Consider the following 13,485-nt stretch of genomic DNA (forward strand, 5'->3'; position numbering starts at 1 on the left):
AATATCAAAACGCCTGCGGCTGCTCAGGAGGCATCAGTACCTTGCCCGGCACAAAGCGCAGCGATGGCATTTGCGTGGCGGCATACAACGCCAGCGCCAGTGCCGCGATCAGCGCCACGTCGAGCCAGCGCCAGCCCGGCATGTCCTGTGCACTGCGCGCCTTCCAGACATGCCATGCCTGCCCTGCGCAGAACACCACGATAGACGCCAGCCAAAGGTAAAAACCGGCACCAAAGCCCGTACGGTCCTGAAACGCGTAGCTGATGTTATCCGGCAGCCGTTCGATGCCAAAGCTGCTGGCCGCCAGGTACAACGCAGCCAACCCGGCTAGCAGCGCCAGGCGGCGGAAACGCCGGTGGGCAAGGACTGCGATTGCCAGCAGCGGGTTGGCAAACCACTGAAACAGCCCGAACGGAACGCCCCATGGCCCGTACAGCAACATCTGCAAGGCCGGCATGTGCCTGCCGGCGCTCATCAGCGCGCCATCGAAACACAGGCCGAGCAAATACAGGGCAAGGCTGAAGGTGAGGTAAAAAGCCGTCATGCAACGGGTGGCTCGAGCAACAACCCGTAAATGCCCGAGTCGGACAACTCACCCGCCACGCACCAGCGTGCGCGCAAAGTGCCTTCAAGGACGAAGCCCTGGCGCTCCAGCGTACGTGCCGAGCCATTGTTGCGCGGGTCGATCTCGGCCTCCAGGCGGCGCATGTGCAGGGTATGGGCGAGGTAGTCGATGAAGCAGGTCAGTGCCTCGTCCATGTAGCCCCTGCCCTGCACTGCGCTGGCCAGGCAATAGCCGATCTCGCCACGGCGTGAGGTGTCATCGATGTTGAACAGCTGGACCATGCCGATCAGTTCGCCAGTGTCACGGCGGTACATGCCCAGCTTGAGCTGGTCACCATTGGCATAGGCCTCGCGGTCGGCAGCCAGTGCGCTTTGTGCCTCGGCCAGGTCTTGCCAGGGGGCATGGTGCCAATAGCGCATGACCTCGGGGTCGGCCATGATCGTCAGCCATTGCTGGGCATCGGCGTGGCGCATCGGGCGCAACTGCAGGCGCGGGCTGTCGAGGCAGAGGTCGGTGGGGAAACTTCGGGGTGGGGTCACGCCGCATCTCCTGTCCATTGCTGGGGAAATGACAGTTTAACGTCATGTGGGAGGGCTGGGGCATGCCTGGTGTTTCAGGGGGTATTGAAGACTGAGCGCCGCGCGGGCGGCGCTCGATCTCAAGTGCGCTGGGCGAACACGCTTCAGGCCCCGCGGTTCAAGCCCATTTCCATGTCATTGATCAGCGCCTTGGCCATGGCACTTAGAATGCGCGCGGCGCTGCCGGCAACGAGGTTGCCCTCCATCTCGGCTTCCTCACTCAAGTGCCGAATGCACCCAAGCAGAACGGACAGTTCGTCAAACGCGTGATCGAGCGGCACTCCCGGCTGGATGGCATACAGATCGAGAAACGTCTCTTGGCCAACCGTGGTTCGCGCTTTCAGGCCATCACTCATGCGCCCTCTCCAACGTGCTCATATGGCCGAAAAGGGCCCGCAGGAGCTCGGTGTGGATGCCCATGTTATCCAGCACCACCTTGCGTTGGTCTTCGCCCACGGTGCTGAGGTAGAGCTCGATGGTGCGCGAAAGGCTGTCCATGAGGGCGGCGGCATGGGCCTTGGCGTCTTCAAGGGAAAGGTCGGCGATTATCGAGATGTAGGGAATGGGGAAGCTGTCGGGTGGATCGGGTACGATTTTTTTCATGGTGAACTCCAATGACATTTCTAGGAGCAACCACCCTGGTCCTTCTCACAGATTGGGGTGGCAGCCGTGCGCGAGGTGAGAAGCCCGTGTTGGAGTCACCACGGTCAGGCCTAAGCCTGCACGCGCACAGCTGCCATAAAAACGGCCGACTACCAACAACGAGTTCTCACACTCGCTCGCCATATGGGCGAACCGTGAAGTTATCGCTGTAGTCCTTCCCCGCCTATCAGGCGGCATCCGACACGCATCGTAGGATAATTCGCCAAGCCCGTCTTTCTGAAGCATTTGGTTTCAGGTTCAGAAACTTCTTACACATGACTGGCGATGCGATTGTTGTAGGAGCGGCCTTGTGTCGCGAAAGGGGGCGAAGCGCCCTCAGGATTTTAGCGTCGCCACAGGTATCGCTGGGGCCGCTTTGCGGCCCTTTCGCGACACAAGGCCGCTCCTACGATGACCGTGTCGCCGGTGGTCAGGCCACCTCGGCCCCGTCATCCGGCCAATGCGGCTCGTTGGCCCCCGGTGGCGTCAGCGGCGGCAAACCATAAGCAGCACGTGCATCGTCGCAACTGGGGTTGTGTACGCCCCCCTCCCACGACGCTTCGAACTCACGGCAAGGGCTGGAACGGTTGGCGTAAATGGTGCACGCCACCTCGGTGCCGATCTCGCCCTTGAGGCTGACGCAGCGGCACGGCTTGGCATCGGTGCCGATCATGGCTACCCGGGTTGGGTTGATCTGCACCACCAGGTCATCGGGCACAACGCCACCGGCTGACTGGCATTCGCCCCAGAAGAAGGACACACGGAAGTACCCGCAGCAGGCGCCGCAGTCAAGGCAAGGGTTGTATTCGGACATGATGGCACGGAGGGGGAAGGTTATTGTTATCGGGGCTGGCCCGCGGCGCCATTTGTAATCGAAGCCAGGTCGGCTGAGAAGAGGGGCAACGAAAAATAGTTTGCCGTCGATCCGGCAAACATCAGGGGCCGCATGGCGGCCCCTGAAACTGCACTATTTGCGGCTCAGGCCATCAGCCCGGAACATCTGCCGGATGCCCCGTATCGCCTGGCGAATCCGGTCCTGGTTTTCGATCAGGGCGAAGCGCACGTGGTCATCACCGTAATCGCCAAAACCGATGCCCGGCGAGACACACACCTTGGCTTCAGCCAGCAGCTTCTTGGCAAATTCCAACGACCCCAGGTGGGCGTACTGCTCGGGTATCTTGGCCCAGACATACATCGACGCCTTGGGGTTTTCGACCATCCAGCCCAGCTCGTGCAGGCCTTTGACCAACAGGTTGCGGCGCTGGCGGTACTGCTCGGCGATGTCGCGCACACACTGCTGGTCACCTTCGAGCGCCGCGATCGCCGCGACCTGCAAGGGGGTGAACGTGCCGTAGTCGTGGTAGCTCTTGATTCGCGCCAGGGCGCTGACCAGCTCAGGGTTGCCGACCATGAAACCGATCCGCCAGCCGGCCATGTTGTAGCTCTTGGACAGCGTGAAAAACTCCACGGCAATGTCCTTGGCACCCGGTACCTGCATGATCGACGGTGCCTTCCAGCCGTCGTAGACGATATCGGCGTAGGCCAGGTCGTGCACCACCAGCACGTCATACTGCTTGGCCAAGGCCACCACGCGCTCGAAGAAGTCCAGCTCCACGCATTGGGCAGTGGGGTTGGACGGGAAGCCGAGGATCATCATCTTCGGCTTGGGGATGGACTCGCGGATCGCCCGCTCGAGTTCATTGAAGAAGTCGACACCGGGCACCAGCGGCACCGAACGCACCTGGGCACCGGCGATCACTGCGCCGTAGATGTGGATCGGGTAGCTCGGGTTGGGCACCAGCACGGTGTCACCATGGTCGAGGGTACCGAGCATCAGGTGCGCCAGGCCCTCTTTGGAGCCGATGGTGACGATGGCTTCGCTTTCCGGGTCGATGTCGACCTCATAGCGCTCCTTGTACCAGTTGGAAATGGCACGGCGCAGCCGCGGGATGCCGCGAGAGGTTGAGTAGCCATGGGTGTCATCACGCTGGGCGACTTGCACCAGCTTCTCGACGATGTGCGGCGGGGTAGCACCATCGGGGTTGCCCATGCTCAGGTCGATGATGTCCTCGCCACGGCGGCGGGCAGCCATCTTGAGCTCGGCAGTGATGTTGAAGACGTAGGGGGGGAGACGATCGATGCGCGCAAAGCGGCGCGGCGAACCTTGGTCGGCCATGGTTTCCTCTGAGTACGTAAGCGCCCGGAACCGTCCGAGCGACGCTGGCCGATGTGGCGGCCTGGATCAGAAGATAATGCCGAAGCAGCATGACTGTAAAGGACATAATCCTGTTTTGTTAGAACTTTTCAGATGTATTTTTTGAAAACCAGAGATTTATGTTTCCAAGCCGATGATAGGGCCAGAATCGAAAAAAAAACCCCGGCACATGGCCGGGGTTTTCGTGTAACAGGCGACTGTATCAGCGTGCGTAGGTCATCAGCACGTCCGCAGCGGTCTGGCTGTCCACACCCATCATCACGCTCAGGGCGGTAACGGTGAGGATGGAGAAGCCGAACACCTTGCGGGCCCACTTGCTGTCGTCCTCGGCCTTGTAACCACCCCAGGCCATGTACAGCCAGTACAGGCCCATGGCAGCTGCCACGGCCAGGTAGCCGAGGCCGGCGTAACCGCCGAGGGTGAGCATCAGGGTAGCGAGCACGAAGGCCAGCACGTACAGCACGATCTGCTTCTTGGCCGCGAGGATGCCACGTGCCACCGGCAGGACCGGAATGTTGGCAGCGCTGTAATCCTTGAAGCGGAAGATTGCGATCGCGAAGCTGTGCGGCATCTGCCACAGGCTGAACATCACCAGCAGGGTCACCGCCGCCAGGTCGAAGCTATTGCTCACGGCGCAGTAGCCGATCACCGGAGGCATGGCACCGGACAGGCTGCCAACCAAGGTGCCGTGCACCGATTTGCGCTTCAGCCAGAGGCTGTAGAAACCGACGTAGACGATGAACCCGATCAGCGCACAGAACGCCGCCAGCGGGTTGGCCTGGACATACAGCAGGCTGAAGCCCGCCACCCCGAGGAGGGTGGCGTAGACCAGCGCGAGGGTCAGCGACATGCCGCCCTGGACCATGACGCGGTTCTTGGTACGTTCCATCTTGATATCGATGTCGCGGTCGATGCAGTTGTTGAACACGCAACCGGACGCAACCACCAGGGACGTACCTATTACCACCGCCAGGAACAGGGCGAAGTCTACATGGCCCTTCGAGGCAAGGAAGAAACCGCCTGCCACGGAAAGCACGTTACCGAAAATGATCCCCGGTTTGGTGATTTGGATAAAGTGCTTAACGGACATGCAGTCTTACCTCACTTGGCCATCATTTCGTAGTGGATGCTGAACATGATCCACAGCGACAGGCCGACCAGCAGTGCAATCACCATGGTGGTGAACAGGAACGTCGACACGTTGGAACGCTGCTCTTTCGAGCGGTCCATGTGCAGGAAGTACACGAGGTGCACTACCACCTGGATGACGGCCATGGCCACCACGATCAGGACGGTCAGGTTCTTCGGCAGGCTCGGGTACATCACCAGGCCGAACGGGATCGCGGTCAGGATGATCGACAGTACAAAGCCGATCATGTAGGACTTCACGCTGCCGTGGTTACCTTCGTGATGAGTGTCGTGTGCGTTAGCCATTACAGAACCCCCAGCAGGTAAACGACGGTGAATACGCAGATCCAGACCACGTCCAGGAAGTGCCAGAACAGGCTCAGGCAGCTCATGCGGGTCTTGGCGGTCGGCGTGATGCCGTGCTTGTTGATCTGGTACATCATGATTGCCATCCAGATCAGGCCGGCGGTCACGTGCAGGCCGTGGGTGCCTACCAGGGCGAAGAAGCCCGACAGGAAGCCACTGCGCTGCGGGCCGTAGCCCTCAGCGATCAGGTGATGGAACTCGTAGATTTCCATCGCGATGAACGCAGCGCCGAACAGGAAGGTCACTGCCAACCAGCCCAGCACGCCTGCTTTCTTGCCGTCGAACATCTTCAGCATGGCGAAGCCGAAGGTGATCGAGGACAGCAGCAGGAACAGCGTTTCTACAGCTACGAAATCGAGCTGGAAGATGTCATGACCCGACGGGCCGCCGGCAAAACTGCCGGACAGCACCGCGTAGGTGGCGAAGAGCGACGCAAACAGGATGCAGTCGGTCATCAGGTACAGCCAGAAACCGAGTACGGTCATCTGGCCCGAGTCGTGGTGGTGATCGTCGTGCCCATGGTCGTGACCATGAGCAGCGCCGTGGATTACTTGACTGGACATTGATTACACCCGCTCAAACGATTCGACACGTGCGCCGGCAGGCAGAGCACCTGCTTTGGCCAGCGCTTTCATGCGCTCGCCTTCGATGCGCGCCACTTCTTCGGCCGGAACCATGTAGCCCTGGTCGTCACGCGCAGCGTGGCGAACGAAGACAGCGATGGTCGCAACCAGGCTCGCGCCCACCAGCCACCAGATGTGCCAGATGAAGGCGAAGCCGAAGACGGTCAGGAACAGGCCCATGAACAAGCCGGTAGCAGTGTTGCTCGGCATGTGGATCGGCTCGTACTTGCTCGGTGCCTTGTAGGCAACACCGGCTTCCTTGGCTTCGTGCCAGCAGTCCAGGCCAACTTTCTCAGGCATGTGGGCGAAGTTGTAGAACGGAGGTGGCGACGAAGTCGACCATTCCAGGGTACGGCCGCCCCATGGGTCGCCGGTCACGTCCAGGTTCTGGTTGCGGTCGCGGACCGAAACGTAGATCTGGATCAGCTGGCAAGCGATACCGAACAGGATCAGCACGGCGCCGACGACGGCAACGTACAGGTAGGGTTCCCACAGCGGGTTGTCGGAGTGGTTCAGACGACGGGTCATGCCCATGAAGCCCAGGGCATACAGCGGCATGAACGCAACGTAGAAGCCCGAGATCCAGAACCAGAAGGCAGCTTTGCCCCACTTCTCGTTCAGGGTGAAGCCGAAGGCTTTCGGGAACCAGAAGGCGAAGCCGGCAATGTAGCCGAATACCGCACCACCGATGATCACGTTGTGGAAGTGAGCGATAACGAACAGGCTGTTGTGCAGCACGAAGTCAGCACCTGGAACAGCCAGCAGAACGCCGGTCATGCCACCAATGGAGAAGGTGATCATGAAGCCCAGGGTCCACATCATCGGTGCGGTGAAGCGCACACGGCCCTGGTACATGGTGAACAGCCAGTTGAACAGCTTCACACCCGTCGGAATGGAGATCAGCATCGTCGCCAGGCCGAAGAAGGTGTTGACGCTGGCGCCGGCACCCATGGTGAAGAAGTGGTGCAGCCATACGGCAAAGCCCAGGATGGCGATCGCGCCCGATGCGTAGATCATCGAGTGGTGGCCGAACAGACGCTTGCCGGAGAAGGTCGAAGTCACTTCCGAGAACACGCCGAAGGCCGGCAGGATCAGGATGTAAACCTCAGGGTGACCCCACGCCCAGAACAGGTTGACGTACATCATCGGGTTCCCACCAAGCTCGTTGGTGAAAATGTGGAAGTCCAGATAACGGTCAACAGTCAGCAGTGCGAGTGCAGCGGTCAGGATCGGGAAGGAAGCGACGATCAGCACGTTGGCCCAGGTGCAGGTCCAGGTGAAGATCGGCATGTCCATCAGTTTCATGCCTGGTGCGCGCATCTTCATCACGGTGACGAGGAAGTTCACACCGGTTAGCGTCGTACCCAATCCGGATAGCTGTAGCGCCCAGATGTAGTAGTCGACACCCACCCCAGGGCTGTACTGAATGCCCGCGAGCGGCGGATAGGCAACCCAGCCGGTCTTGGCGAATTCACCAACGCCCAGCGAGATGTTGACCAGCAGCACGCCTGCCAGCAGCAGGTAGAAGCTCAGGGAGTTCAGGAACGGGAAGGCAACGTCACGTGCACCGATCTGCAGAGGAACCGCAAGGTTCATCAGGCCGGTGAAGAACGGCATCGCCATGAAGATGATCATGATCACACCGTGAGCGGTGAAGATCTGGTCATAGTGTTCAGGCGGCAGGTAGCCTTCGGAGCCGCCGGTAGCAGCAGCCAGCTGGGTACGCATCATGATGGCGTCGGCAAAGCCGCGCAGCAGCATGACCATCGCGACGATGATGTACATCACCCCGATTTTCTTGTGGTCGACCGTGGTCAGCCACTCGGTCCACAAGTAGGTCCACTTGCGGAAATAGGTGATAAGGCCGACGACAGCGATACCGCCGAGCGCGATCATGGCAAGCGTCACCATGACTATCGGCTCGTGATAGGGTATCGCCTCCAGGCTTAATTTACCGAACATCTCTTACTCCTCTGCACCGGCAGCTGGTTGCGTACTCGATTCCACACCCGTGGTGGTGGCCAGATCTTTGCTGCCTGCTTCTTCGTGGACCGGCTTGCCGCGGTTCATGCCTTCGTACTTGTCGACGATGGTCTGGAACAGCTCCGCTGGCGCCTCGCTGTACAGCGCGACTGGGTTGTATTCGCTAGGTTTGGCCAGTGCTTCGTACTCGGCCTTGCCCAGTTTCAGAGGCGACTGCTTCACTTCGGCGACCCACTTGTCGAAGTCTTCCTGGGAAGTGGCAGTAGCCTTGAATTTCATGCCGGTGAAGCCAGCACCGCTGTAGTTGGCGCTGATACCGTCAAACACGCCGTTTTCGTTGGCGATCAGGTGCAACTTGGTGGTCATGCCGGCCATGGCGTAGATCTGGCCGCCCAGGCCCGGGATGAAGAACGAGTTCATCACGGCGTCGGAGGTGACGCGGAAGTTGACCGGGGTGTTAGCCGGGAAGTTGATCTTGTTGACCGTTGCGATGCCCTGCTCCGGGTAGATGAACAGCCACTTCCAGTCCAGTGCGACCACGTCGATCTGGATCGGCTTCACGTCCGAATCCAGCGGACGGTATGGGTCCAGCTTGTGGGTGGACTTGTAGGTGACATAACCCAGGGCAATGATGATCAGGATCGGGATGATCCACACCGCAGCCTCGATCTTGGTCGAGTGCGACCAGTCCGGGGTGTAGGTGGCAGCCTTGTTGGAAGCACGGTACTTCCAGGCGAAGGCCACGGTCATGATGATGACCGGGATCACCACCAGCAACATCAGGCCGGTAGCGATGAGGATGAGGTTCTTTTGCTCAATGCCGACCTGACCTTTCGGGTCGAGCAGGGTCCAGTTGCACCCGCTGAGTAAAAGCATGCCTAAAAAGGGCAATATGCCAAACAGTCTGGGGTAACGCTTTTTACTCATCTCACGACCTCTAGATCAGCTTGCTTCAATGCAATTTGTGTTTTGGTAGCCAACACTTCGTCCTGCCAAGTGAGGCATTTCGCGCCCGAATACGCTCCTGCCTGGGGTCCGACTGCAGGACCTTGGCTCAAGCGTGTTAGCGGTGCTTATGGTTTCGTAGGCAACAGGCCTGTACTTCAGACCAAGTCCATTTGGTGCGGGAAAACGCGGAGGGGTATCCGCCCGGTATCGCCGCTGGGCGAAACTTGACGAAGTCAGCAAAAGAAAGCGCTGGGGCTTCCTTCAATCCTGCGACTCGCAAGCAGTGCCGAACGGAAATTGGGGGCGATTGTAGTGAGGTCGCCAACCCTTGACTATGACTTATTGAGCAACAGTCTTTTACAGAATACGTAACAATACTGGTCAAAAATTCAACTTCGCGACAGTTTGTCGCACCCCGCTTGATAGGCCTCAAACCCGCATTGCGCAAGGCTTTGTGGTTGATCTGGATCAAGCGGGAGGCGACTTTTCCCTCTTCTCTGTGGGTGCAAAAGACCACAGCAAATTCGGGACTTATGTCTAAGGCTGGCGCCGATTGCGGTAGATGCCCAGCGGAACCAGGATGGCCGTCAGCACGAACGCCATCAGTGCCCATTGCGCCAGGGACAAACCGAGGATCGGCGGGTATGGCGTGCTGCAGAAACCGTCGACCTGGAATGCGAGCGGCCAGAGCTTGGCCAGCGGCAGGTCGTCGACGATCGGCTGCAGGGTATCGATACCGCAACTGACCATGGGGTTGGCGAGTATATACACATGGTTGCCGGCCGCAACGATTCCGCCAATTGCGCTCAGCACCACCAGCCCTTCGAACAACGTCAGGCTGCGCCGCCCGGGCATCGCGGCGGCGATGAAGGCAAACACGGCGATGAACAGCAGGGCATAGCGTTGCAGGATGCACAGTGGGCAGGGAGCTTCGCCGAGCACCACCTGCATGTACAAAGCGCCACCGATCAGGGCGAGACAGATCACCCCCAGCAGCACCAGAAAGCGCCGTTCCCGATTCAGGCGCGATGTTTGTTCGTTCATTGCCGGTTCCTTCGATGGATAGGGGCAGCGTGGTCCACCTGCCTGGCGCAAGTCTACACGCAGGTCTGACCGTTAGCGTGTCGAGGAAGCGGCAAGACAGCACTGCGAGGGCTATCCGGAGTGGGCTTGAGACCGGCTGGTGTGACATCGGTTCAACGTCGGCCGGTAAAAAAGCGGCTACCCGGGCGCCGCGCAGGGGCGAGCCCCTCGACACCCGGGAGTGAAGGATACAGTGATTAAAGGACGATTAACGATGAAAGATGGCTGGCGCGGTTCATCTTTCCTTTATATGCAAAGCAGCCCAGAAACCACAGGTACGCCAGCGTACCTGTGGGGGCCGACCTGCCGGCGATGGGGTCCGAACAGTCAGCACATCACTCCAGAGCTGCCGCCGGCCCGAAGAACTCGTAGCGGCTCTGCTGCTGGGGCACCCCCAGCTCTTTAAGGTGACGCTTGATCACCGCCATGAAGCTCTTGGGCCCGAGGAAGTACGCATCCACGTCACGCTCACCCGGCATCCATTCAGCCAAAAGCTCCTGGCTCAACAGCCCCACCGCATTGGCGTCGTGCGAACCATTATCCTCGGCATAGCAATAAAAGCGCTTGAGCTGCGGGTGACGCTCGGCCAGCCCATCGACCCAGTCACGGAACGCATGCACCCCTGCATTGCGCGCACAGTGGATGAAATGCACCGGTCGCTTGGTTTCAAGGGCCGCCTCGAGCATGGCCAGGGTCGGTGTGATACCGACACCACCGCTGATCAGCACCAGCGGCCTGTCACTGGCGGCAAGGGTGAAGTCACCAGACGGCGGGAACAGTTGCACGGTACTGCCGACCATCATTTCATGATGCAGGTAGTTGGACACCTTGCCGCCCGCCTCACGCTTGACGCTGATGCGGTATTGCTTGCCATCGCACAAGGCCGACAGCGAATAATTGCGACGCTGCTCGGCGCCGTCGATGAACAGCTGCAAGCCGATGTACTGGCCCGGTTCAGCCTTGAGCACCGGTTTGCCGTCGACAGGAGCGAAGTAGAACGAAACGATCTCGCTGCTTTCCTGCTCGCGGCGTACCAGGCGGAATTCGCGGGTACCGCGCCAGCCACCGGCAGCCTCTTCCTTCTGTTTGTAGAGGCCTTCCTCGGCGCCAATGAGGATCTCGGCCAACTGCCCATAGGCCGCGCCCCAGGCAGCGATCACCTCTGCAGTGGCGATCTCCTTGCCGAGCACCTCCTCGATGGCACGCAGCAGGCAGCTGCCGACGATCGGATAATGCTCCGGCAGGATCTGCAAGGCGACATGCTTGTTGATGATCTGGCCGACCAGGCCGCCGAGCTGTTCCAGCTGGTCGATGTGCCGGGCGTACATCAGCACGCCGTTGGCCAGGGCGCGCGGCTGGTCGCCACTGGCCTGATGCGCCTGGTTGAACAGTGGGCGCACTTGCGGATACTCGCTGAGCATCAATTTGTAGAAGTGGGTGGTCAGCGCCTCCCCACCGGTTTCCAGCAGCGGGACAGTGGCTTTGATGATTGCACGTTGTTCGGCATTGAGCATTGCAACAACTCCTGAGCCAGAGGCTTCGAATGGTTGCATGTGCAGTATCAGTATTCGTGCCAACCTTAAATATCAATAAAATCATGATGTTGGCTAAGTGCATGTCAAAACGACCAGGCTCGGCGTATAGTCATTTGGACCAACAGGAGTCCTTATGACTGCAAAGCCGCTGCTCACCGCCCTGCTCCCCTTGGTCAGCGACCTGTCCCGTGACCTGCCCGAAGAGGAACGCTACCGCCGCCTGCTACAAGCCATGCGCGGCTTGCTGCCCTGCGATGCCGCTGCACTGCTGCGGCTCGATGGCGAATGGCTGGTGCCACTGGCTGTCGACGGTTTGTCTGCCGATACCCTGGGCCGGCGCTTCAAAGTCAGCGAGCATCCGCGCTTCCAGGTTTTGCTCAGCCGCGCCGAGCCCACCCGCTTTCCCAGCGACTCCCAGTTGCCCGACCCCTATGACGGCCTGGTCAATGCCCACGACGTCGACCTTCACGTGCATGACTGCATGGGCTGCCCGCTGATGGTCGACGAGCGCCCATGGGGCCTGGTAACCCTCGATGCCCTCACCCCGGGCCAGTTCCAAAGCCTGGAGCTCGATGCCCTGCAGGCCTTCGCCAGCCTGGCAGCCGCCACGGTCACGGTGGCCGAACGCATCGAGCACCTGGCACTGCGCGCCGAGGATGAGCACCAGCGCGCCGAAATCTATCGCCAGGCCAGCGGCCAGGACAAAGAGCTGATTGGCCAAAGCCCGGCGCACAAGCGCCTGCTGGATGAAATACGCCTGGTTGGCGGTAGCGACCTGACCGTGCTGATCACCGGCGAAACTGGCGTGGGCAAGGAACTGGTGGCCCAGGCCCTGCACCAGGCCAGCCACCGCGCAAACAAGCCCCTGATCAGCCTCAACTGCGCCGCGCTGCCCGACACGCTGGTGGAAAGCGAACTGTTCGGCCATGTGCGCGGGGCCTTTACCGGCGCCCACGGTGAGCGTCGCGGCAAGTTCGAACTGGCCAACGGCGGCACGCTGTTTCTCGACGAAGTGGGCGAACTGCCGCTGGCGGTGCAGGCAAAGCTGCTGCGGGTATTGCAAAGCGGGCAACTGCAGCGCCTGGGCTCAGACCGCGAACACACAGTGGATGTGCGCCTGATCGCAGCAACCAACCGCGACCTTGCCGCTGAGGTGCGCAACGGCAACTACCGCGCCGACTTCTATCACCGCCTGAGCGTGTACCCGCTGCAGGTGCCGCCGCTACGCGAGCGTGGGCGCGATGTGCTGCTATTGGCAGGCTACTTCCTCGAACAGAATCGATCACGACTGGGCCTGAACAGCCTGCGCCTGAGCAATGAAGCGCAAGCGGCGCTACTGGCCTACGACTGGCCAGGCAACGTGCGCGAACTGGAACACCTCATTGGCCGCTCGGCCCTCAAGGCCATGGGCCAGCACCCGGACCGGCCACGCATCCTTACCCTGCAAGCCAGTGACCTGGACCTGCGTACCGTGGCGAGCGTGGCACAGGCCCCCTCCCCTGCCCCCCTGCCGGCGCCGTCGCTGGCCGAAGGTGGCTTGCGCGAAGCGGTCGACGGCTACCAACGCCAGATCATCGATGCCTGCCTGCAGCGCCATCAGGACAACTGGGCCGCCGCAGCACGCGAACTGGGCCTGGATCGCGCCAATCTAAACCGCTTGGCTCGGCGCCTGGGCCTGCGCTAGACGCGTTTCCTACCAAAGGATTAACCCAGAAAGCCTCTGGTTGCTTTCCGCTGCGCTGCTATATCTCCCTTACCACCGGTAACAGGGCCGTTCATACGGCCGGGCTGCGTGCTCCTGCACAAGCGGTTGCGCCAG

Annotated in this window: 14 protein-coding genes; 1 reads left to right on the top strand and 13 read right to left on the bottom strand. The window is 60.5% G+C overall.

Annotated features, from left to right (window positions below; genetic code table 11):
- Positions 1-4: 4 nt before the first annotated feature.
- The 13 genes from ACEWE8_RS01440 to hmpA form a co-directional block, all read right to left on the bottom strand.
- Complete coding sequence (locus ACEWE8_RS01440; protein WP_046784497.1) at positions 5-544, bottom strand: hypothetical protein; 540 nt, start codon at positions 542-544, stop codon at positions 5-7.
- The gene (locus tag ACEWE8_RS01445) at positions 541-1,104 is read right to left on the bottom strand and encodes a GNAT family N-acetyltransferase (protein WP_012316174.1); all 564 of its coding nucleotides are present in this window, start codon (positions 1,102-1,104) and stop codon (positions 541-543) included. Before ACEWE8_RS01445 ends, ACEWE8_RS01440 begins: the two co-directional genes overlap by 4 nt.
- 143 nt (positions 1,105-1,247) lie before the next feature.
- Complete coding sequence (locus ACEWE8_RS01450; protein ID WP_046784498.1) at positions 1,248-1,499, bottom strand: DUF3077 domain-containing protein; 252 nt, start codon at positions 1,497-1,499, stop codon at positions 1,248-1,250.
- Positions 1,492-1,746, bottom strand: a complete 255-nt coding sequence (locus ACEWE8_RS01455) for a hypothetical protein (RefSeq protein WP_125923423.1) — start codon at positions 1,744-1,746, stop codon at positions 1,492-1,494. The genes ACEWE8_RS01450 and ACEWE8_RS01455 overlap by 8 nt, the downstream gene beginning before the upstream one ends.
- 469 nt (positions 1,747-2,215) lie before the next feature.
- A complete protein-coding gene (locus ACEWE8_RS01460; RefSeq protein WP_012316177.1) occupies positions 2,216-2,599 on the bottom strand; it encodes a YkgJ family cysteine cluster protein in 384 nt (127 codons plus the stop codon).
- Between the two features lie 153 nt (positions 2,600-2,752).
- A complete protein-coding gene (alaC, locus tag ACEWE8_RS01465) occupies positions 2,753-3,961 on the bottom strand; it encodes an alanine transaminase (protein ID WP_046784500.1) in 1,209 nt (402 codons plus the stop codon).
- 241 nt (positions 3,962-4,202) lie between these two features.
- Positions 4,203-5,090, bottom strand: coding sequence for a heme o synthase (gene cyoE / locus ACEWE8_RS01470; protein WP_046784501.1), 888 nt, complete (start codon positions 5,088-5,090; stop codon positions 4,203-4,205).
- Positions 5,091-5,101: 11 nt separating this feature from the next.
- Positions 5,102-5,434, bottom strand: a complete 333-nt coding sequence (gene cyoD / locus ACEWE8_RS01475) for a cytochrome o ubiquinol oxidase subunit IV (protein WP_012316180.1) — start codon at positions 5,432-5,434, stop codon at positions 5,102-5,104.
- A complete protein-coding gene (cyoC, locus tag ACEWE8_RS01480) occupies positions 5,434-6,057 on the bottom strand; it encodes a cytochrome o ubiquinol oxidase subunit III (RefSeq protein WP_012316181.1) in 624 nt (207 codons plus the stop codon). Before cyoC ends, cyoD begins: the two co-directional genes overlap by 1 nt.
- A gap of 3 nt (positions 6,058-6,060) precedes the next feature.
- Entirely contained in the window at positions 6,061-8,079 is a 2,019-nt protein-coding gene (gene cyoB, locus ACEWE8_RS01485; protein ID WP_012316182.1) for a cytochrome o ubiquinol oxidase subunit I, read from the bottom strand.
- Between the two features lie 3 nt (positions 8,080-8,082).
- Positions 8,083-9,027 (bottom strand): ubiquinol oxidase subunit II, encoded by a 945-nt coding sequence (cyoA, locus tag ACEWE8_RS01490; RefSeq protein WP_012316183.1) that lies wholly within the window; start codon positions 9,025-9,027, stop codon positions 8,083-8,085.
- Between the two features lie 558 nt (positions 9,028-9,585).
- Positions 9,586-10,092, bottom strand: coding sequence for a disulfide bond formation protein B (locus ACEWE8_RS01495; protein ID WP_039601973.1), 507 nt, complete (start codon positions 10,090-10,092; stop codon positions 9,586-9,588).
- Positions 10,093-10,466: 374 nt separating this feature from the next.
- The gene (hmpA, locus tag ACEWE8_RS01500) at positions 10,467-11,645 is read right to left on the bottom strand and encodes an NO-inducible flavohemoprotein (RefSeq protein ID WP_046784502.1); all 1,179 of its coding nucleotides are present in this window, start codon (positions 11,643-11,645) and stop codon (positions 10,467-10,469) included.
- A 154-nt stretch (positions 11,646-11,799) separates the two neighbouring features.
- Here hmpA and norR point away from each other — a divergent pair, with 154 nt between their 5' ends.
- Positions 11,800-13,350 carry a nitric oxide reductase transcriptional regulator NorR gene (gene norR / locus ACEWE8_RS01505; protein WP_046784503.1) on the top strand — a complete coding sequence of 517 codons (1,551 nt, stop codon included), beginning with the start codon at positions 11,800-11,802 and terminating at the stop codon, positions 13,348-13,350.
- Positions 13,351-13,485: the final 135 nt, after the last annotated feature.

It is taken from the genome of Pseudomonas sp. TR47 (genome assembly GCF_044143025.1).
GTDB classification, from domain to species: domain Bacteria; phylum Pseudomonadota; class Gammaproteobacteria; order Pseudomonadales; family Pseudomonadaceae; genus Aquipseudomonas; species Aquipseudomonas putida_E.